The 18,211-nt window shown below is 66.8% G+C and carries 21 protein-coding genes; 7 read left to right on the top strand and 14 right to left on the bottom strand.

Annotated features, from left to right (window positions below):
* Window positions 1-192 precede the first annotated feature (192 nt).
* Entirely contained in the window at window positions 193-738 is a 546-nt protein-coding gene (locus D5S18_RS18960; RefSeq protein WP_120042407.1) for a WXG100-like domain-containing protein, read from the bottom strand.
* A 69-nt stretch (window positions 739-807) separates the two neighbouring features.
* A complete protein-coding gene (locus D5S18_RS18965; protein WP_120042408.1) occupies window positions 808-1,113 on the bottom strand; it encodes a hypothetical protein in 306 nt (101 codons plus the stop codon).
* Window positions 1,114-1,343: 230 nt separating this feature from the next.
* On the opposite strand from D5S18_RS18965, the gene D5S18_RS18970 reads away from it, so the two are divergent.
* Complete coding sequence (locus D5S18_RS18970) at window positions 1,344-1,718, top strand: VOC family protein (protein ID WP_120042849.1); 375 nt, start codon at window positions 1,344-1,346, stop codon at window positions 1,716-1,718.
* An 8-nt stretch (window positions 1,719-1,726) separates the two neighbouring features.
* On the opposite strand, the gene D5S18_RS18975 is transcribed toward D5S18_RS18970, so the two are convergent.
* Entirely contained in the window at window positions 1,727-2,116 is a 390-nt protein-coding gene (locus D5S18_RS18975) for a hypothetical protein (RefSeq protein ID WP_120042409.1), read from the bottom strand.
* On the bottom strand, window positions 2,113-2,649 hold the full coding sequence (locus D5S18_RS18980; protein ID WP_120042410.1) for an anthrone oxygenase family protein: 537 nt from the start codon (window positions 2,647-2,649) through the stop codon (window positions 2,113-2,115). The genes D5S18_RS18975 and D5S18_RS18980 overlap by 4 nt, the downstream gene beginning before the upstream one ends.
* A gap of 86 nt (window positions 2,650-2,735) precedes the next feature.
* Here D5S18_RS18980 and D5S18_RS18985 point away from each other — a divergent pair, with 86 nt between their 5' ends.
* Complete coding sequence (locus D5S18_RS18985) at window positions 2,736-3,353, top strand: TetR/AcrR family transcriptional regulator (protein ID WP_120042411.1); 618 nt, start codon at window positions 2,736-2,738, stop codon at window positions 3,351-3,353.
* A 49-nt stretch (window positions 3,354-3,402) separates the two neighbouring features.
* On the opposite strand, the gene D5S18_RS18990 is transcribed toward D5S18_RS18985, so the two are convergent.
* Window positions 3,403-3,876 carry a MerR family transcriptional regulator gene (locus D5S18_RS18990; protein WP_120042412.1) on the bottom strand — a complete coding sequence of 158 codons (474 nt, stop codon included), beginning with the start codon at window positions 3,874-3,876 and terminating at the stop codon, window positions 3,403-3,405.
* Window positions 3,877-3,895: 19 nt separating this feature from the next.
* Entirely contained in the window at window positions 3,896-4,768 is an 873-nt protein-coding gene (locus D5S18_RS18995; RefSeq protein WP_120042413.1) for an SDR family NAD(P)-dependent oxidoreductase, read from the bottom strand.
* A 231-nt stretch (window positions 4,769-4,999) separates the two neighbouring features.
* On the opposite strand from D5S18_RS18995, the gene D5S18_RS19000 reads away from it, so the two are divergent.
* Entirely contained in the window at window positions 5,000-6,127 is a 1,128-nt protein-coding gene (locus tag D5S18_RS19000) for an agmatine deiminase family protein (protein WP_120042414.1), read from the top strand.
* 73 nt (window positions 6,128-6,200) lie between these two features.
* Entirely contained in the window at window positions 6,201-6,785 is a 585-nt protein-coding gene (locus tag D5S18_RS19005) for a TetR/AcrR family transcriptional regulator (protein ID WP_120042415.1), read from the top strand.
* Between the two features lie 253 nt (window positions 6,786-7,038).
* Here the strand turns inward: D5S18_RS19005 and D5S18_RS19010 are convergent, their stop codons facing one another.
* The 4 genes from D5S18_RS19010 to D5S18_RS19025 all read right to left on the bottom strand — a co-directional run bounded on the left by D5S18_RS19010 (window position 7,039) and on the right by D5S18_RS19025 (window position 9,535).
* Window positions 7,039-7,503, bottom strand: a complete 465-nt coding sequence (locus D5S18_RS19010; RefSeq protein WP_120042850.1) for a DIP1984 family protein — start codon at window positions 7,501-7,503, stop codon at window positions 7,039-7,041.
* A 128-nt stretch (window positions 7,504-7,631) separates the two neighbouring features.
* The gene (locus D5S18_RS19015; RefSeq protein WP_120042416.1) at window positions 7,632-8,420 is read right to left on the bottom strand and encodes an SDR family oxidoreductase; all 789 of its coding nucleotides are present in this window, start codon (window positions 8,418-8,420) and stop codon (window positions 7,632-7,634) included.
* An 11-nt stretch (window positions 8,421-8,431) separates the two neighbouring features.
* Window positions 8,432-9,022, bottom strand: a complete 591-nt coding sequence (locus tag D5S18_RS19020; protein ID WP_120042417.1) for a TetR/AcrR family transcriptional regulator — start codon at window positions 9,020-9,022, stop codon at window positions 8,432-8,434.
* Window positions 9,023-9,187: 165 nt separating this feature from the next.
* A complete protein-coding gene (locus D5S18_RS19025; protein WP_203236807.1) occupies window positions 9,188-9,535 on the bottom strand; it encodes a winged helix-turn-helix transcriptional regulator in 348 nt (115 codons plus the stop codon).
* 179 nt (window positions 9,536-9,714) lie between these two features.
* Between D5S18_RS19025 and D5S18_RS19030 the strand changes: the two genes are divergently transcribed.
* Complete coding sequence (locus D5S18_RS19030) at window positions 9,715-11,154, top strand: MFS transporter (RefSeq protein ID WP_203236808.1); 1,440 nt, start codon at window positions 9,715-9,717, stop codon at window positions 11,152-11,154.
* Window positions 11,155-11,225: 71 nt separating this feature from the next.
* On the opposite strand, the gene D5S18_RS19035 is transcribed toward D5S18_RS19030, so the two are convergent.
* Together D5S18_RS19035 and D5S18_RS19040 are read right to left on the bottom strand one after the other, a co-directional pair.
* Window positions 11,226-12,350, bottom strand: a complete 1,125-nt coding sequence (locus D5S18_RS19035; protein WP_239003870.1) for a coiled-coil domain-containing protein — start codon at window positions 12,348-12,350, stop codon at window positions 11,226-11,228.
* Window positions 12,351-12,875: 525 nt separating this feature from the next.
* The gene (locus tag D5S18_RS19040; protein WP_203236809.1) at window positions 12,876-13,745 is read right to left on the bottom strand and encodes an alpha/beta fold hydrolase; all 870 of its coding nucleotides are present in this window, start codon (window positions 13,743-13,745) and stop codon (window positions 12,876-12,878) included.
* A 131-nt stretch (window positions 13,746-13,876) separates the two neighbouring features.
* Between D5S18_RS19040 and D5S18_RS19045 the strand changes: the two genes are divergently transcribed.
* Window positions 13,877-14,500: a TetR/AcrR family transcriptional regulator gene (locus D5S18_RS19045; RefSeq protein ID WP_120042421.1), complete on the top strand. Its 624-nt coding sequence runs from the start codon at window positions 13,877-13,879 to the stop codon at window positions 14,498-14,500.
* Window positions 14,501-14,589: 89 nt separating this feature from the next.
* Here D5S18_RS19045 and D5S18_RS19050 read toward each other — a convergent pair whose 3' ends face one another.
* Window positions 14,590-15,576: a GlxA family transcriptional regulator gene (locus D5S18_RS19050; RefSeq protein ID WP_120042422.1), complete on the bottom strand. Its 987-nt coding sequence runs from the start codon at window positions 15,574-15,576 to the stop codon at window positions 14,590-14,592.
* Between the two features lie 74 nt (window positions 15,577-15,650).
* On the opposite strand from D5S18_RS19050, the gene D5S18_RS19055 reads away from it, so the two are divergent.
* On the top strand, window positions 15,651-16,490 hold the full coding sequence (locus tag D5S18_RS19055) for a dienelactone hydrolase family protein (RefSeq protein WP_120042852.1): 840 nt from the start codon (window positions 15,651-15,653) through the stop codon (window positions 16,488-16,490).
* A 244-nt stretch (window positions 16,491-16,734) separates the two neighbouring features.
* Here the strand turns inward: D5S18_RS19055 and D5S18_RS19060 are convergent, their stop codons facing one another.
* Complete coding sequence (locus D5S18_RS19060) at window positions 16,735-18,207, bottom strand: MFS transporter (RefSeq protein WP_120042423.1); 1,473 nt, start codon at window positions 18,205-18,207, stop codon at window positions 16,735-16,737.
* Window positions 18,208-18,211 lie beyond the last annotated feature (4 nt).

The raw sequence follows: 18,211 nt of genomic DNA on the forward strand, positions 1-18,211 counted from the left end.
CGGCGGCATCTGCACCCGCTGGCCCGGACACGGCCCGAGTGTGGCATGCGGTGGACGCTGGTGCGGCACAACGACACCGCCCACCTCGACACGATGTGATCGACACCCGAACCAGCCTCGAACCAACGGGCAGCGCCTGCAGCCCACCGTCGCCGAGACCTGTTGCGCAGGGGCCGAGGCAACAGTATGCATTCAAGCCTCGAGCACAGGTCCGTTGCCTTTCAGCGCCGAGCCGAGCGCGGTGATCTCCTGCTGCTTTATCTCGACCATCTGGTGTATGGCGACAATCGCCTGCCGGACTGCTTGTTTGGCTTCTTCGGGCGCTTCATCGCGGTGCGCGAGTACGAGGACGGAGGAGGGATCGACGTCGACCGCAGTGCTCAGGCTGAACTCGGCGGCGGTGGTGGCCACATTGTCGACGCCGTCCGCGATCTGTCGGCCTGCCGCTGCTGCTTCACGGATGTTGATCTGCCGCACGATATAGGTGGTCAGCAGCCTCCCGCTGTCGACGGCGAACTGATCACCGGCTTCGCCGCGCCATTTCTTGACCAACCTGCGCCTGGTGTTTTCGAATTCATCGCGGACGCCGTTCAGTAAATCCGCTTGGGTACGCACAAAGTCCACGAGATAGTGGATTTCTACGGGCACGCAGTCGAGTTGGTACAAATCCTCGATCGGATTCGACTGTGCGCCAACCGTCTCTCCTGCGGCCGCCAACCTGACCACCTGGTCCGACATAGCGGCATCTCTCAGGACTGTGTGTCTGAAGTCCACCTGGAATCCCTCGCCTAGTTGTGCGGCTCGCGCTCAGATAGTCCGCCAAAATCGGTCTGCCGACTGTCCCTCTTTGCTCCGATACATGTCTGCGGCCCGCTCCAGATTCTCGGCCATATTTTGAGTTTTGGCGCCCAGATCCTCGACGTCTCGAGAAAGGGTGGTGATAATCTGGTCCCACTTCGCCGAGATGTTATTCGCCGCAGGTGAGTTTCCGAATATGCGGTCGGCACCCGCTCGCTCGGTGAGCCCGCGTTTGAGATCATCGCCGATGTGAAAGTCGAGGACCGCCATCTTCCGCATCACTTTGGCGGCCCGGTCGAGTTCGTCCGGATCCACATCTATCGTTCGCCGTCTGCCTGGCATACCCCGTTGCCTCCCAGTTCGCAGTCCCAATCATGGCCCGGACAAGGTGGGCGATGGGTCGAAACGGCGGCGGACGACACTTCGAAGCCGCTGTCTCCCTGGGCCGTTGCCGATGTGGCGGTGTTCGTGGTGGACACTCGCGGCCATTCGACCCGGCGTGAAAACGGTGGCCGGGTGGCGTCGAGACCAGTAGGGTGCCGATCATGGCGTGCCGCATCTCAGAACTGATCATCCCCGCCCGCGATCCGGGCCGCCTGGCGGAATTCTGGTGTGCCGCACTGGACTTCATCGTGCTCGAGACCGACGACGAGGGTGCGGTGGAGATCGGGCCGCGGGAAGGTTTCGGCGGACCGCAACCGACCCTGGTCATCGTCCCCGCCACCGAGCCCAAAACGGCCCAGTTGCGCATTCACTTCGATGTCAATGCCACCGACCGCGACCAGGCCGCCGAACTCGAACGCCTGCTGAGCCTCGGAGCGCAGCCTGCGGATATCGGCCAAACCGGCACCGAGGGTTGGCACGTCCTGACCGATCCGGAAGGCAATGAATTCTGCCTGCTCAGACAGCGTCTGAGTTGAGCGTGGGCTCAGTGTTTGCTCCGATTGTCGAGCGGGCTATCGGCCGCGACCAATAGTGCGGCGAAAGCGAGCGGAGCCACTGTCTGATAGCCGATCCACAACTCGCCTGCCAAGTGGTTGTTCTGTCGCGCAAGTAGCAGGGCGACCAGTGTCGCCACCACCCAACCGCTGTCGTAGGCGATCATGAGCCGTATGTAGGTGCGTGCTGGGCGGTTTCGGATGTATCCGAGCTCGGTTCCTCCGCCGATCAGCAGGGTCGCCCCGCAGATGATCATCACCCAGGGCGCAACTCCGAGCCGGTCCCCCAGCGATCCGGAACCGAGGGTGTAGGCGCAGGCAAGCAGGACCTTGAACGCGCCGTCGGCGAGAATTCCCGCGGTGATCGGTGTGCGAGTCATGCGATGCTCGCTGGTGATTCGTGGGCGGTGCCATCGTGTCGGGGCATGATGGTCGCGCCCGCTTCGCGGTCATCGCGGGTGGTGGATCCGAGGACAACCGTGATGGCCAGGACGAAGGCGACCAGGGCGCACCCGGTTCGGGTGAAGTGGAAAAGTTCCCAGCGCCGCAGGATTTCGGCGTAGTCGGCGGGTGGGGTGCTCACCGCCCAGCGTTTGATCTGCTGGTTGATCGGCACATTCCCGAAGCGGGTCACCAGGAACGAGGTGAACGCCAGTATCGAGGCGCTCGCGGCGGCTCGCCGCCGCCATCGCGTCGACCGCACGGCGAGCAGCAGGGTGCTCAGCACCGTCAGGCCCATCAGCGACTGCATGACCGGCCCGTTTACCCGCATCAGCGCGGTGTGGAAGGTGAACCGAACATCAAGGGGCACTTCACGAAACGCGTACAGCACGTTCACCGCGCCGTATCCGAACGCGCCCGCCAGCAGGCCGGGGAACAACAGCGCGGCTCCCCGGATGAATCTCGACCGCATCGACACTCCAATCGGCATATCGCAACAGTGAGTTGCGATATCGTCAGCATGCCCGCCTGTCGCCAATATCGCAACAAGGAGTTGCAATGAGTCCGTCCGCGCCGCTCGGCCGTGGACCGAAGGTCCGCTCCGCCGTACTCGCCGCGACCGTCGACGAACTGAGTGAACGGGGCTATGCCGCGTTCACGATCGAGAACGTCGCCCAGCGCACCGGCGTGCACAAAACCACCGTCTACCGACGCTGGCCCGATCGCGACACCCTCATCGCCGAAGCGCTCGCCGACAGTGTCGCCGCGAAAATCCCCATCCCCGATACGGGTTCGATCGAAGAGGATCTGCGCGCGCTGGCACGCAGCCTGGTCGCCTGGGCCACCGGCGCCGCGGGCCGCGCCGTCCTGGCCGTACTGGTCTCCACCGCCGCGGGACTGCCCGCGCCGCCCAACTCGGCTCGACACGTCTTCCGGGACCGGATCCGCCAGACGCTTCCGGTTGTGACACGAGCGGTCGCCCGAGGCGAACTTCCCGAAGGCACCGATCCGGCCGAGACGATCAAAGCGCTTGTGGCGCCCATATATTTCCGCGTCCTGATCACCGGCGAGCCGGTGGACGACGGCACCGCCGACACGGCCGCGGCACTCGCGCTCGCCGGGGCGCGCGCCCGCCTGTTCACCCGAAACGTCTCGGGTCGACCGGAAAGCCACTAATCAGCGGCAGGCACGACCCATGCGACGTGATCGGCGCAGGTCGCGGGCGTCAGCCTTCCGGGTGTCCGTCGTAGACGCGGATTTTGTATTCGGTGGTCTCCAGAGCCAGACCGAGCTCACGGATCTGCCGGGTGATTCGGTCTCGCTGGTCGAGCATGATGCGGCGGCGTTCCGGGATGGTGCTCGGCCCCTGCTCGACGAGCAGGATGTAGCGCCTGAGGTCGGTCATGGTCATGCCGGACAGGCGCATCCGGGTGAGGAAGACGAGGCGGCGCAGATCGAACGCGGAGTACTCGCGGTACCCGGAGGCGTTGCGAGCGGGCCGCACGAGTCCCTCCTGCTCGTAATACCGGAGGGTGTGTGTAGACAGCCCGACAAGCCGGGCGGCCTCGGCGACACTCTTGGGCCGCGCCGAGGCCTCGATCGTGGCGTCGTCGAGCAGTTCGTGCAGTGCATCGATCGCCGACGAGGTTGGCCCGGCGCCTGCAGCGAGTATGCGTTCGATCAGCGCTTCGGTGGCCATGGCCCACAGCGTACGGCGATCAGAACGCGCGCACTGCGGGCGGCATGCCGGGGAAGTCGGCCGACTCGCTCACGGAGGCCCATTTCTCGACGTCGTCGAGTGCGTCACGGTAGACGCGGGTGAGATTGCGAACCGCCTCGGCGCCGAGCGGGAGCCGCAGCGGCGCGTCCGGGGTATCGAGCATGTCGCGGATCACCAGGGCGGCGCGTGTCGGGTCGCCCTCCTGGATTCCGTCGGCCTCGGCCATGTTCGCGCGCACGGCGCCGATGGCCTCGTCGTAGATCGAGCTGCGCCGCGCCGCGTTGAGCACGTCAGCGGCGTTGAACGCGGTGCGGAAGCGACTGGGTTCGACGATGAGGACGCGGATGCCGAACGGCGCGAGCTCGCCCGCGAGCGCCTCCGACCAGCCCTCGAGTGCGAACTTGCCTGCCGAGTAGCTGCCGACGGCGGGGAAGGACATCCGCCCACCCTGGCTGCTCATCTGCACGATCGCACCCGAGCGACGCTCCCGCAGGTGGGGCAACACAGCACGCACGAAGGCGGCCGGGCCGAACAGGTGCTGCTCGAGCATGGCCCGCAGCTCGGCATCCGTGATCTCTTCGGCGGCGCCCACCTGCCCGGCGCCCGCATTGTTGACGAGCACGTCGACGCCCCCGAACACCTCCAGCGCACGCTGCACGACCGCGGCCGCTCCCGCCGTGTCGCGCACATCGTGCTCGATGGCGAGGAACCGATCCCCGTATCGCGCCTCGAGCCCGTCGAACCGGTCGGCCCGTCGTGCGGTCCCGATCACCTGCTCGCCTGCCGCGAGTGCCGCCTCGGCGAGCGCCAGGCCGAGGCCCGAACTCGCGCCCGTGATGATCCATGTCTTGGTCTCATTCGTTGTGGTCATGGCCCCGACGCTAAAGCTTCGAGTGCGCTTGAAAGCAAGCCGCGCGGGCTCGGAAGGCAACGAGCTGCCCGCGATCCGGCTTGACTAATTTTTCAGTCAGGATCTAGTGTTGCAGATAGCCAGTCAGTCGCCCCACGATGATGGGATGCGGCCATAGTCGGAAGCGGGCCGCTGGCGTCCGAAGCGCCGCGAGAGTTCGTCGCGCATTCCCCTAGGGCAGAGGAGCACGAGATGAGGCGGCGCACGTTCGTACAGGCCTCGATGGCGACGATGGGCACCCTGTTGCTGGCCGGTTGCACGGACAAGGATCTACCGTTCGGCGGCAAAGGTTCCGCCGGTACGCATGATGACGGGAGAAAGTGGATGATGCCCGACGAGGGTCGGCCGCACGCGCGGACCTGGATGGCTTTCGGTGCCGGTGAACGCATCTGGGGTCCCGAACTCGTGCCGGAGGTGCAACGCAACCTGGCCGCCATCGCCACCGCGATCGCCCGCTTCGAACCGGTATCCATGCTGGTGCGCCCGGAGGAGATGGGGCTGGCGCGCAACCTGATGGGCGGCGCGAACGTCGAGTTGATCGCGGCGGAGATCGATGATCTGTGGATGCGCGACACCAGCGCGGTATTCGTCGGGGGCAATGGTGCACGCGCCGCGGTCGACTTCAACTTCAACGGATGGGGCGGCAAGCAGCAGCATCGTCGCGACGGTCAGGTCGCCCGGATCGTCGCCGAGCGAGCCGGGGTCGAACGACTGCGCACCGATCTGGTGCTCGAGGGCGGCGGTATCGAGGTCGACGGCGCGGGCACCGCGATAATCACCGAGAGTTGCGTGCTCAACAGGAATCGCAACCCTGGCTGGAAGAAACACGATGTCGAAGAGGAACTCGCCTATCTGCTCGGCCTCTCGAAAGTGATCTGGCTGCCCGGCATCGCGGGCAAAGACATCACCGACGGCCACACCGACTTCTATGCCCGTTTCGCCGCCCCCGGCATCGTGGTCGCGGGGCTGGACAACGACCCGGACTCCTTCGACTACGACGTCACCCGCCGCCACCTCGACATCCTGCACCAGGCCACCGACGCGGACGGCCGTCCGCTGCGGATCGAGGTGCTCGAAGGCCCGTCCACGGTGCGCGAGACTTTCGCCGAGGACGACTTCGCCGCAGGCTACATCAACTTCTACGTCTGCAATGGCGCGGTCATCGCGCCCGAATTCGGCGATGCCCGCACGGACGCGGCCGCCCGCGACACCCTGCGACGGTTGTTCCCGGACCGCGAGGTCGTTCAGCTCAATATCGACGGCATCGCCGCCGGTGGCGGCGGAATCCACTGCACCACGCAGCAGGAACCGGCCGCCTGATCCCGTTATGCACCCGACCCGTGCGGCAGGTCCGCGACATCGTGGGACGCACCCGCCTCTACTGTGAGGACCCGTGTCAGAGCGTCGAACCCAAATCCTCGCGGCCGCCGTCCGTGTCATCGCCATGGATGGTGTCCGCGGCCTGCGCGTCGAGAAACTAGCCGCCGCGGCGGGAGTATCGACCGCGCTGATCTACTACCACTTCAAAGACCGCGCAGGCGTCCTGCGCGCCGCCCTCGAGCACATCAATGATCGTGCCGTGTCCTACACCGACCACGCCTGCACCGAGGACGACCCGCGCACGCAGCTCGAGAAGATGCTGCTCCTCGAACTGCAGAACACCGACGAGGTCCGGGAAAACAGCATCGCCTGGGGCGAGTTGCGCGCCAGCGCGGTCTTCAACCCCGACCTGCGCACCCCACTGCGCACCGCCACGGATTCCTGGAACACCGATATCGAAACCTTGATCCGCGATGCGCAAGCCGACGGCGTCCTCGCCGCGAGCCTGGATGCCGGCGCCATCGCCGAACGCCTGACCGCCCTGGTCGAAGGACTCAGCGAACGCTGGCACAGTGAGACGATCACCCTCGACCGTGCCCGTGCCCTGCTCATCGACGCGATAGGACTCGAACTCGGCCGCGTATCCGGCGCACGCTGAAACTCCTACCGAACCAATCGCTTTCCGAGCCGGGTGGAGTACCCCTTGCCCGCCCTCGTCGACGCGGATCTGCACATGGTGATGTGGTGTGCGCATTGCGCGATCTATGGTGCCGTGTGCTGGGCTGCGGTGTATATCGAGGGAGTTGAACCCTCCTGCACTGCCCTCCGTGCAACCAGAGAAAGGGGCCGAATGACCGTCGGCCCCAGCGGTCCGTGCACGCCTCCGCGACGACTACCTGCTCCACCCGGACTCAGTCCAGCAGGTCCACCTCCCAGTTGGCGCGCTGAACGCTGACCTCCAGTTCGCGCAACTCCCGCGCCACGGCGTCGGCTCGGGCGCGCAACTCGGCGACGGGAAGCGCGGTGAGCATGCGCAATTCGGAACGAAGCTGGCGAGCGTAGCCCCGGTGACCCGCGGCGGCATCGGCGGCGGCGGTCAATACCGAATGCCGCAGGCGCAACGCGTCACGACGGGCGAGCGCGTCGGTCAGGACGACACCGGAGTCGACGCGGGCGGCCGCGTTGGTGCGATTGATCCGCGCCATCAGCGCTTCCAACTCGTCCAGAGTGGATTCCGCCTCGTGCAGCAGAGCGGCCGCGTCCTCGGCTGGTTCCTCGCCCTCCTGGTAGCGGGCGCTCGCCTGGATCCGTTCACTCACCTGCCCGATCCGACGCGTCGCGGCCGCGCGCAACGAAAGTGCCTCTGCCAGCTTCAAATCCGAACCTCCCCGTATATCGCAGGGACCCATCATCGGCCACGACCGCGACGGGTCGCAAACGATTTATCGACGCGGGCGCCATGATCGCGCGCCGCGCCGACGGAGCCTCGAGTGCTGTGTGATCGTCAGCGCCAGTGCAGATCTCCGATCAACGCGCTCTCCGCACCCCCATCGGCGAAGATGACCTGACCGGTCACGAAGCGGTTGTCCGCGCCGGCGAGCCAGCAGATCAGTTCGCCGACCCACTCCGGTCGCCCCGGAAATCCGCCGAACGGTTGCGGCGCCGCGGCTTCCACTGCGGCGCGTGTCTGCTCGTTCGCGAAAATCCATGCGGCCGCAGGGGTGTCGACCACGCCGGAGGCGACGGCGTTGAGCGCGATGCCCGCTCCCGCCCAGTCGGGTGTCGCGGCGACCTTGCGGACCCAGCGATTCAGCGCACGCTTGGCGATGCCGTAGCCGCCGGTAAGGCCACCGAGGGACGGGTCGGCGGCGAGGTAGGCGACGGCAGCGGCTTCGTCGCCGTCGAGACATGCTCGCACCACCCGCTCGTCCGCGGGCGCCAGCGACGAGGTCGAGGACACGACCACCGCCCTGGGTGCGCTGCTCTGCGCCAGCAGCGGCCGCAGTCCCTCCAATGTCGAGACGGCGCCGAAGTAGTTCGTCTCGAGGAGGCCGGTTCTCCCGCCGCCCGCGATGGCGAGCACCGCGTCGATGGGGCCACGCTCGGTGACCTGGTCGACCAGCGATTGCCGCCCTTCGGGTGTGGACAGATCCGCCTGGATCTCGGCCTCGTCGAGGTCGCAACCGATGACCTCGGCACCGCGCTCGCGCAGTATTTTCGCGGTCGCGGCGCCGATGCCGGATGCGGAGCCGGTGACGACGTACTTGCGTCCGGCAACTCCTGCGTATGTCATTTTCTCGTCCTTCAGGCTCGTGTCAGCGCACTCGTCGCGTGGTCGAACAGTTCGACCAGTTCATTTCCGCATTGGTCGGGGTCCAGGCCGGTCGAAAGCAACGGGACCATGCTGTCGATGGAGGCTCGCAACGCCGCGGCCATGACCTTCGCATCGAAAGGTCGGAACGCTCCGGTTCGCTGCCCCTGCTCGAACAGGCGGGCCAGCCCGTTCAGTGATTCGACGTGGTGCCGCTCCCAGACACCGTGATCTCCATTGAGGAGGATCTGCTGGAGCGCCCGTACCTGCGGCAGGTGGTCGGCGATGAACTCCACGTTCGCTCGGATGACGGTGGCGAGCAGTTCGCGGGCACCGGTAGCGGTCTCGAACGCGGACCGCACCGAAGTCTCGGCGTCGGTGGCGATCTGATCGGCGACCGCGGCGAACAGGTCATCTTTGCTGGAGAAGTGGTAGGTGATCAGCCGCTTGCTGCTGAGCCCCGCCTCCTTGCAGATGGCTTCGAGCGTGGTGGCCTGGTAGCCGATTTCTCCCAGCAACGTGATCGCGGCACCGGTGATCTGCTTTTTCCGAGCGACGGTCGCTGTCTGATGGGCGGTCGTCATCACCGCACCGATTCGCCCGCCACAGGGCCTACCGCCGGTGGACGGTGTCGATGATCGCGACCATTCCCGAAGATTTTATTATCCACGTGGATAATGTTATCCGCTCGGATAAGTTCGGCGCTACCCGGAGGGACAAGTTCGCGAAGACCGGGTGCGAGTGCGACTTCAGAGGAAAGTGGAGGTCGACCTCCCCTGGTCGCCCGTGTCGTAGGCGGTATGCGCGCGGGAGATTTCGTCGCTGTGTCGACTGGCCCAATCGGTCAGCGACAGCAGCGTTTGCGTCAGTTCCAGCGCCATTGGTGTACACGCGTATTCGACCCGAGGTGGAACGACCGGATACACGGTGCGCACCAACAGTCCCTCGCGTTCGAGTTTGCGGAGATTAAGGGTGAGCATGCGGCGACTGATACCCGCGATACCGCGTTCCAATTCACTGAATCGCACCGGCCCCCTGGCCGCGGCGATCAAGATGCCGATGGCCCATTTCCCCGCGACCCGGTCGAGTATCGCCATCACCGTACACGCTGGATTGGCTGTCTGGTCCGTCACAGGAATCGGGTCCGTCGCGGTCTCGAGCGGCAATGTCACCTCCGTGTAACTGCGGGACATGAATGTGCCTCCTTCCGTCTACCTCGATAGTTACAGACCATGAGCCCAGTAACAAGTCGTAACTATGAAAGGGAGGGGAGCTGATGTCAGTCCATCCACGGACCGCACCGACGACGCTCGGAACCCGCTCGCTCGCGCTGGCCGTCATCTGCGCCGGTCAGTTGATGATGATCCTCGACGGCACGATCGTGAATGTCGCACTGCCCGCGATCCAGGAAAGCCTGGGGTTGTCCTCGTCGAACCTCGGATGGGTGGTCAACGCGTATCTGATTCCCTTCGGGGGCTTGCTGCTGCTGTCCGGTCGACTCGGTGATCTGTTCGGCCGCAAAGGCGTATTCCTCACCGGCGTCACGATCTTCACCGCGGCATCACTGGCCTGCGGGCTCGCGTCGAATACGGCGACACTGCTCACCGCCCGGTTCGCCCAGGGTGCGGGTGCCGCCATCGCCTCGTCGGTGACGTTGGGCATGGTCGTCACGATGTACACCGACTCGCGGCAGCGGGCGAAGGCGATCGGTGTCTACAGCTTCGTCCAGTCCGCAGGCGGCACGCTGGGTCTGCTGTTCGGCGGGGTATTGGCCCAGACGATCGGCTGGCACTGGATCTTTCTGGTGAACCTCCCGATCGGGATCCTGACGGTGATCGCGGCAAGCCGTGTGCTGCGCACCGATACCGCCACCCGCGACGACCGGGCAGTCGACGGATTCGGCGCGGCCCTCATCACCCTGTCAATGATGGCGGGTGTGTACGCCATCGCCGAGACATCCCGATACGGTTTCGGATCGATCCGCACAACCGGAGTCGGTCTCATGGCTATCGGACTACTGGTCTGCTTCGTCATCCGGCAGGCGAAGGTTCGCGATCCGCTGCTCCCTTTTCGAATGTTCGCCATCCGGAACGTATCCGGCGCGTTGGCGACCCATACCCTCATGATCGCAGGCATTTTCAGCTTCCAGTTTCTCGCCGTGCTCTATATGCAGAACGTCCTCGGATTCGATCAGGTGCGGACGGGTCTGGGCGTGGTCCCGGTATCGGTGCTGATCGGCGCCATGTCATTGCTCGTCGCGCCGCGCCTCATCGCGAGATTCACGGGCCGGGTGGTGCTACTCGTCGCGCTGGCCTCGATCGCGGCGGGTCTGGCCACGCTGAGCCGGATCTCGGCTGCCGGTACCTACCTGACCGATGTCTTCCCGGCGACCCTGCTGTTGGGCGTCGGCTTCGGCTTGGCAATGCCCGCCCTGGCCGGGCTGGCGATGTCGGCGGCGACACCACAGGACTCGGGTCTGGCGTCGGGCATGTTCAATACGGTGCAGCAGATCGGCAGTTCCCTGGGGTTGGCGATCCTGTCCACGCTGGCAGCCTCGCACACCGACGCGCTGCGGGCACGGGGCGCCACATCCGTCGCGGCGCTCACCGGCGGCTATCAACTCGCCTTCGGTGTGGCCGCCTGCTTCGTAGTGGTTGCCTGGATCGTCGCCGCGACGGTAATCCGCACACCCCGCGTCAGCCCTGTCGCTCCGTAATGGCCGGTTGGGGCGCGCGGGTACTGACCGGTCGAAGCTGCCGATCAGTACCCGCGTCGCCACCTCGATTCCTACCGTTGCGGCGGTGCGGGAGTTCGGATTTCGGCGAGGTGCTGGTCGAGTTGACGTTCGGCGCGTTCGGCGCGGGTCAGGGTCTGGGTGCGCGCCTCTTCGACGGCGCGCAGGCGGTGTTCGGCCTCGGCGACGGCGCGGTCGAGAACGGCGGCGGCTTCGGCACGGGCCGCGGCCAGGTCGGACGCGGCGGTGCGGCGGGTGTCGGCGAGTTCCGTGCGGGCCGCGGCGAGTTCGGTGCGGGTGGCGTCGAGTTCGGTTCTGGCGCGCCGCCATTCGCCGCGCGCCTCGTTGGCGGCCTCGATGCGTTCGAGGACGGCCTGTTCGGCGCGTTCGGTGGCGCGGTCGGCGTCGGCGGCGCGTTGCACGGCCAGATCGCGTTCGGCCTTGGCGGTCGCCGCGAGGGCGGCCGCCTCGCGCTGCGCGTGCGCGATCTCCCCCGCGGCGCGACGCTCGGTCTGCTCGGTCGCCTCTTCCGAGGCGCGGCGGATACGGTCGACCTCCTCGGCGGTTTCGCGACGGACGGCGCGAACCTGCTCCTCGGCGGCGCTGCGCGCGGCGAACACCTCATCGGCAGCCTGCCGGGTGACGCGCTCGACCTCGCCCATGGCATCGTCGCGGGCCGCCTGCGCCGCCGCGACGAGACCTTCCGCGGCTTCGGCCGCCGCGGCGGCGTCATCGGCGGCGGCCTCCGCCGCGATCCGAGCGTCCTCCGCCTCGCGTCGGGCTCGTTCCGCCGCGACGGTCGCGACCTCGGCCTCCGCGATCCGCCGCGCCGCATCGGCCTGCACCGCCTGGACCTGCGCCTCGACCACCGCCGGATCGGCCAGCGTCGACAGCTCCGCGACCGCCGCGTTCAAGGTCCCACCCAACTGTTCGGCGAGTCCCCGGAACTGAACTAGCAGCTCATCGGCCCGCAACCGTGCCACGGTCACCGGCCCGCGAGTCGTCACAGTGACGGAACTTTCCGCACCCTCCGATTCCTGCTGCTGCAACCGCTGCCGCTCCCGCCAGGCCCGCCATCGCGTGTGCTCGGCCCGGTCGCAGTATTCCGAAGGTCGCCCCGGACCGCCCGCGCGAGTAATCGGTCGCGTACATCCGGGATAGCCGCATACATCCGCCATCCGAAAATCGTAGCGTTGTTTCCGTCGCAGCCAACGAATCAACACGCTACGTAATCCCCTGCGCCCCTTCCGAATCCAAATCCCCAGGTCGCTGTTCTGACCACCGATAAGTGAACGTTATCGGCGGTCAGAACCCGCAGCCGCGCTCGATGACCTTCTCGGAGTTACGTTTTCGTTTGGTCACCTCAAACCAAACGTAATTGCTACGAAAGCCGGTGCAAACTGGGCACCTGATCACGCTCTCTTAATGCGGCGGCAAGTCGTAGCGCGGAACGGTGAGCGATGTTGACCTACGGCTGATTTCATGTCGACGTGACCGGTGAGGGTGGCTACGCGAGTTCGCGCGGCGTGGCCGAGCCGGGAGCGGCGCCGGCGAGTCCGATCGACGAAGTGGTGCGCCCCCAGGGGGTAAACCACGACCTCACCGCCGGCGGTGCGATGACACCCGGGCCGCGGAGTCCAGCGCGAGCCCGTCACCGGCCTGCTCCCCCGGTGAGCCGGATTCCGCAGGCCGGTGACGCAGGGTCAGTTCTTCAGGAACTCCAGGACTCGCGCGTTGTAGTCGGCAGGCTTCTCGGCGGGGACGAGGTGCCCGGCGCCCTCGATGAAGGCCGTTCGAGAGCCTTCGGACAGCAGGCTGCCGATGGCGTCGAGGCCGGCCTGGTCGAGGACGACGCTGGTGTCCTTGGTGCCGTGCAGGTACAGCGTGGGCTGCTGTGGCAGCGGCCCCCACAGTGCGCCCTGCTCGGCCTGCCACTCCGGGGTGCCCATGATCTTGGCTCCGAAGTTCTGCCGGTACAGGTCCAGTGCCGCCCGCAGACGCTCGGAGTCGCCGAGGGCGCTGCGGGCAGCCAGGAAGTCCTCCGTGGCGTCGTAGTCGGGTGCCGTCCACCTGTTCTGCATGAGCTGGAACATGTAGGCCATGTCGTCGGCCTCCAGGATCTGGCCTGCCATATCCATCTGGAAGAACCAGAAGTGGTTGAGCGCCTCGATACCCTCGTAGGTTCCGGCGTATCCGCCGAAGAACTGCAGCGGCGGTACGTCGCTGACGATCACCTTGGACCACCGCTCCGGGGCCGCCACCGCCGCGCCCCAGGTGGTGCCGCCGCCCCAATCGTGACCGATGATGACCGCGTCGCCGTCCCCGCTCAGCTCCTCGTGCAGGGCATTGGCGTCGGCGACCAGGTCGGCGATCAGCATCCGGCCGTCGGCAGGCAACGCGGTCGGCGCGAAGCCCCGCATGTTCGGGGCCACGGCCCGATACCCGGCCGCGGCCAGTTCCGGGATCAGGTGCCGCCAAGTGGCCGCTCCCGACTCGGGGAAACCGTGCAGGAGCAGCGCCAGCGGACCCTCCCCCTCCTCGACGTAGGAGAAGTCGATCCCGTTGGCTGTCACTCGTCCATGTTTCATTTCCGTGCTCCTCAGTTTCAACGTCACGGAACGTTCCGTCACGTTGAAAACGTTAGACCCGAATGCCGACCCTGTCAAAACGAAACGTTGCGTAACTTCTGAGGTAGGCTCCGGACATGGAAGCGACTGCCCCCACCCCGCCCGACCCGGCCCGGCGTAGCCTCCGCGCCCGCCGCGCGATCCTGGATGCCACCTCCCAGCTGATCGCCGAGAAGGGGTATGCGGACGTCACCATCGAGGCCATCGCCGCCCGCGCAGGCGTAGGCAAGCCGACCATCTACCGCTGGTGGCCATCCAAGGCCATGGTGACCATCGACCTGCTCATCGAGATCGCCGAGCAGACCACCGGCTACGCCGACACCGGCGACTTGGCCGCTGACCTCCGCACCCAGATGCAGGGCCTCATCGCCGCGATTCACCCCCCGCGCACTTCGCCCCTGGCCGGAGTGATCGCCGAAGGACTGCACAACCCCGACGTCGCCCGCCAGCTCCGGAACCTCCTGCTGGAACCGCAGCTCGAGCTGTTCAAAGACCGGCTGCGCCGCGCCCAGCAGCACGGGCAATTATCTCGCGACGCCGACCCCGATGTCGCTCTCTACCTGCTGTACGGCCCACTGCACTACCGCCTGCTCTACGACCTGGGCATGCCGGACGCTCGCGAACTCGACGCCCTCATCGCACGCGCCCTGAACGCGATGAATGGCCCTGCGGAACTACGGCCGGCCCCCGGCTCCGCGTGATCACACGAAGGAGTGTCACCGGATCCGATGTCGGTGTAGGAGATGAGCGAATCAAGTCTCCAGCCAGGGAACCGGTCGCCGACATCCTGTTAGGTCGTGTCGGCTGTGCGGGTGCGGGTGGCGGTCGGTGTCTCGCCGGTGTGTCTGCGGTAGACGCGTCGGAAGGCCGCCGGATCGGCGTAACCCACCGCTCCCGCGATCACGTCGACGGGTTCGCGCGTGGTCGTGAGCAGGGAGGCCGCCTGCGCGACCCGGAGGCGATGAACGTACTGGGTGGGTGAGACGCCGGCACGGTCGCGGATGCGGCGGGCCAGAGTGCGCGCGGAAACCGCTGCGACACCGGCCAATTCGTCCAGCGATAGTTGCCGGTGCAGATTGGCGTGCACGTGCTGTTGCACGGCGCGCAGCACCGGGTCGGAGGCCCGTAGATGCTCGAGCACCATGTAGCGCGACTGCGACATGCGGGCATCCAGCACCAGATAGCGGGCCACCTGCTCGGCCAGCGCACCACCGCCGAGGCGGGCGACCAACGCCAGCAGCAGATCCGTGTGGGCGAAAGCCGCACCGGCGGTGAGTATCGCGCCGCTGTCGACCACCATGCGATCGCAGTGCACGGTGACATCCGGGAAGCGGCGGGCCAACAGCGGCGCCAGCCACCAGGCGGTGGTGGCGGCCCGGCCCGACAACAGCCCCGAGGCCGCGAGCACGAAGACAGCCGAACAGGAGGCAGCGACCGTGGCGCCGGAATCAGCGGCACGCCGGATGATTTCCACGGCCTGCATGGTCTGGGATCGGGTCAGCAGTTCCTCGACACGCGCTTCACTCGACGCGGACGGCCCCGGCACCACCAGAACGTCGCCGGGTTCGAACTCCGCCGCGCCGAGCGGGGTTTCGATATCGACGCTGATCAGCCGCCCACCGCTGGATCGGACCGGCAGTCCATCGAGTGATGCGACCCGCTGCCGCAGCCGCCCGCCCGTCGTGTCACCGGCGATCCCGGCTGCCGTGTCGACGATGTCGATACCGAGGCCGAGTGCCCCTTCGAGCGCACCGTCCAGCGCGAGGTGGGTAATCATGTGGCGAGACTAGACCGAAGAGTGGCGATCTTGCCAATGGCGGTGTGCTGACCCGCTGCGGCAGGGTTTGGGGGGTGCAGCAATCTCTCCCTCAGGATTCTCTCGACGACGACCTCGCCGATTTCGCGCCCCGTTCGATCACGCTCGACGGAGTAGCCCGCACGGTGTACGTCAGCGGCACCGGACCGGCGGTCATCGTCATGGCGGAAATGCCCGGCATCAGTCCCGATGTGGCTCGCTTCGCCCGCTGGGTGCGCGACGCCGGGCTCACCGTCTACCTGCCGTCACTGTTCGGCCGCGACGGTGCCTATCCGGAGGCGGAGGCCGGTATGGAAGTCTTCAAACGAGCCTGTGTCAGCGCGGAATTTCGTGCCTTCGGCGCGGGCAAGTCCAGCCCGATCGCGGTGTGGCTGCGGGCGCTGGCAGCCCTGGCCCATCGCGAATGCGGCGGTCCCGGCGTCGGCGCACTGGGTATGTGCTTCACCGGGAATTTCGCGCTCACCATGATGCTCGAGCCCGCGATGCTGGCGCCGGTGCTGTGCCAACCGTCGCTGCCAGTGGATGAGCCTGGCGGACTGGAGATTTCGCCCGGCGAGCTCGCGGCCGTGCGGGAGCGACTCGATCGCGATGATCTCGTGGTGCGCGCCTATCGCTTCGAGGGCGACCGCTTCTGCACCGCGCAGCGTTTCGCCGCCTACGCCGCAGCGCTGGGTCCCCGTTTCGAGCCGCGAGTGCTGCCCGCCGAAGCGGCGAATCCCACTCCGCCGCCGTTCTTCTCGCAGATCGTCGGCTGCCCGCACAGTGTGGTCACCGCGCATCTGGTCGATGCACCAGGGGAGCCGACCGCCGCGGCCCGCGACGAGATCCTGGCCTTTCTCGTCGATCGGCTGACTGCGGAGGTCCCGTTGCAGTGACATAGCGTCGACTCGTGCGGTAGATGCGTCGGAAAGCCGCCGGCAATCTCGCCTCCCGCCGCGGGAATCCTCGGGTCGTTCGACAGGCTCGGCCTGCCCTGATCCGAGAATGACACAAGCGTGTTGAGTGCATCGGGGAGAATCGTCACGCCAGGTGAACCGGGCTGAATCCTGTTGGTGTGCCGGTGATTTCATGTCGGCGTTTCGGCGAGGGCGCGGACCCCGATTCCCCGGAGTGCCTCCGTCACCGTTGGACGGCGGGTGCGGTTCGGTCCCCGACGCCGCGGTCTATCTCCTCGAACAGTTCCGCCGCTCGGGTCGCGGATTTCTCGGCGAAGCGGCCGGTGCTGAGCAGTCCGAGCAGCAGGATGCAGATGCCAAGACCCGCGAGCATCCACCATATGCTGCGGGCGGTCGCGGTGAATGCCGCGCCGCCGTGGGTCAGGGCGGGTCCGAGGAGCGTTCCGGAGATCGCGACGCCGAGGGTGGTGCCGGTCTGGCGTCCGACCGACGCGAGGGAGGCGGCGACGCCGGTCATGGAGGGGGGCATTCCGGCGACCGCGGTGTTGGTGATCGGCGGGTTGACCGCGGTGAGGAAGATCCCGAACAGCAGGTAAATCGCCAACACCATCGGTAGCGGGGTGGTCGGTTCCAGTCGGAGGGAGGCGATGGCGCCCAGGCTCAATGCGGTTCCGGCGAGCAGCAGCGGCAGGCGTGGTCCTCGTGCGCCGACCAGTCGGCCGATACGTCGCGAGAACGCGACGACCAGCAGCCCGACCGGGAGCAGGCACAGCCCCGTGCCGAGGGCGGACAAGCCGCGGACGTTCTGGAGGTACTGGGTCGTGACGAACAGGAACGCGCCGAATCCGCACAGTGCGAACAGCGCGATCAGAATCGCCGAGATGAACGGCACACTGCGGAACAGGCGCAGATCCAGCAGCGGATCTTCGCGCCGCGACTCGTATGCCAGGAGGACCGGCACGGCGAGCACGGCGGCGGCGAACAGCGCGAGGATGACCGGCGAGGTCCAGCCCAGTGATCGGGATTCGATGATCGCGTAAACGACGCTGCCCAGCAGCAGGACCACCAGGATCTGACCTACGGGGTCGAATCTGCGTGCTCGGGGTGCGCGGGACTCGGGCACGAACAGTGCGGTGCATACGATGGCGACCGCGACGATCGGGATGTTGATCCAGAAGACCGAATGCCAGCCGAGCCCGTCGACCAGTGCGCCGCCGAGTATCGGCCCCATCGTCAGCGCCAATCCCGACATGGAGCCGAAAACGCCGATGGCTTTGGCCCGCGCGGCGGGCTCGGGAAAGGCGGTCGCGACGATCGCCATGGCCACGGGGTTGAGCATGGTGCCGCCGATCCCCTGCACTGCCCTCGCCGCGATCAGCCACCCCATCGTTGGTGCCAAGCCGCACAGCAGCGAACCGAGCCCGAACACCGCCAGCCCGATCTGGAAGATGCGGCGGCGCCCGAATCTGTCGGCGGCGGATCCGGCCGCCACCAGGAACCCGGCCAGCACCAGGGTGTAGGCGTCGACCGTCCATTGGAGACCGGAGAGAGAGGCATGCAGGTCGTGCCGAATCGACGGCAACGCGACATTGACGATGGAGATGTCCATCACCACCACGAAGATGCTCGCGCAGCAGATCGCCAGCACCACCAGTCGGTGTCGGGCGCTCGGTAGTTCAGGAGAGTGTTCGGGCATGCCG

Origin of the sequence: Nocardia panacis (assembly GCF_003598715.1) — a bacterium.
Lineage (GTDB): Bacteria > Actinomycetota > Actinomycetes > Mycobacteriales > Mycobacteriaceae > Nocardia > Nocardia panacis.

Coding starts and splice junctions, on each gene's coding strand:
- D5S18_RS18960 (WP_120042407.1), bottom strand. CDS start 738: ATGTCGGACCAGGTGGTCAGGTTGGCGGCCGCAGGAGAGACGGTTGGC.
- D5S18_RS18970 (WP_120042849.1), top strand. CDS start 1,344: ATGGCGTGCCGCATCTCAGAACTGATCATCCCCGCCCGCGATCCGGGC.
- D5S18_RS18975 (WP_120042409.1), bottom strand. CDS start 2,116: ATGACTCGCACACCGATCACCGCGGGAATTCTCGCCGACGGCGCGTTC.
- D5S18_RS18980 (WP_120042410.1), bottom strand. CDS start 2,649: ATGCGGTCGAGATTCATCCGGGGAGCCGCGCTGTTGTTCCCCGGCCTG.
- D5S18_RS18985 (WP_120042411.1), top strand. CDS start 2,736: ATGAGTCCGTCCGCGCCGCTCGGCCGTGGACCGAAGGTCCGCTCCGCC.
- D5S18_RS18990 (WP_120042412.1), bottom strand. CDS start 3,876: ATGGCCACCGAAGCGCTGATCGAACGCATACTCGCTGCAGGCGCCGGG.
- D5S18_RS18995 (WP_120042413.1), bottom strand. CDS start 4,768: ATGACCACAACGAATGAGACCAAGACATGGATCATCACGGGCGCGAGT.
- D5S18_RS19000 (WP_120042414.1), top strand. CDS start 5,000: ATGAGGCGGCGCACGTTCGTACAGGCCTCGATGGCGACGATGGGCACC.
- D5S18_RS19015 (WP_120042416.1), bottom strand. CDS start 8,420: ATGACATACGCAGGAGTTGCCGGACGCAAGTACGTCGTCACCGGCTCC.
- D5S18_RS19020 (WP_120042417.1), bottom strand. CDS start 9,022: ATGACGACCGCCCATCAGACAGCGACCGTCGCTCGGAAAAAGCAGATC.
- D5S18_RS19025 (WP_203236807.1), bottom strand. CDS start 9,535: ATGGCGATACTCGACCGGGTCGCGGGGAAATGGGCCATCGGCATCTTG.
- D5S18_RS19030 (WP_203236808.1), top strand. CDS start 9,715: ATGTCAGTCCATCCACGGACCGCACCGACGACGCTCGGAACCCGCTCG.
- D5S18_RS19035 (WP_239003870.1), bottom strand. CDS start 12,350: ATGGCGGATGTATGCGGCTATCCCGGATGTACGCGACCGATTACTCGC.
- D5S18_RS19045 (WP_120042421.1), top strand. CDS start 13,877: ATGGAAGCGACTGCCCCCACCCCGCCCGACCCGGCCCGGCGTAGCCTC.
- D5S18_RS19050 (WP_120042422.1), bottom strand. CDS start 15,576: ATGATTACCCACCTCGCGCTGGACGGTGCGCTCGAAGGGGCACTCGGC.
- D5S18_RS19060 (WP_120042423.1), bottom strand. CDS start 18,207: ATGCCCGAACACTCTCCTGAACTACCGAGCGCCCGACACCGACTGGTG.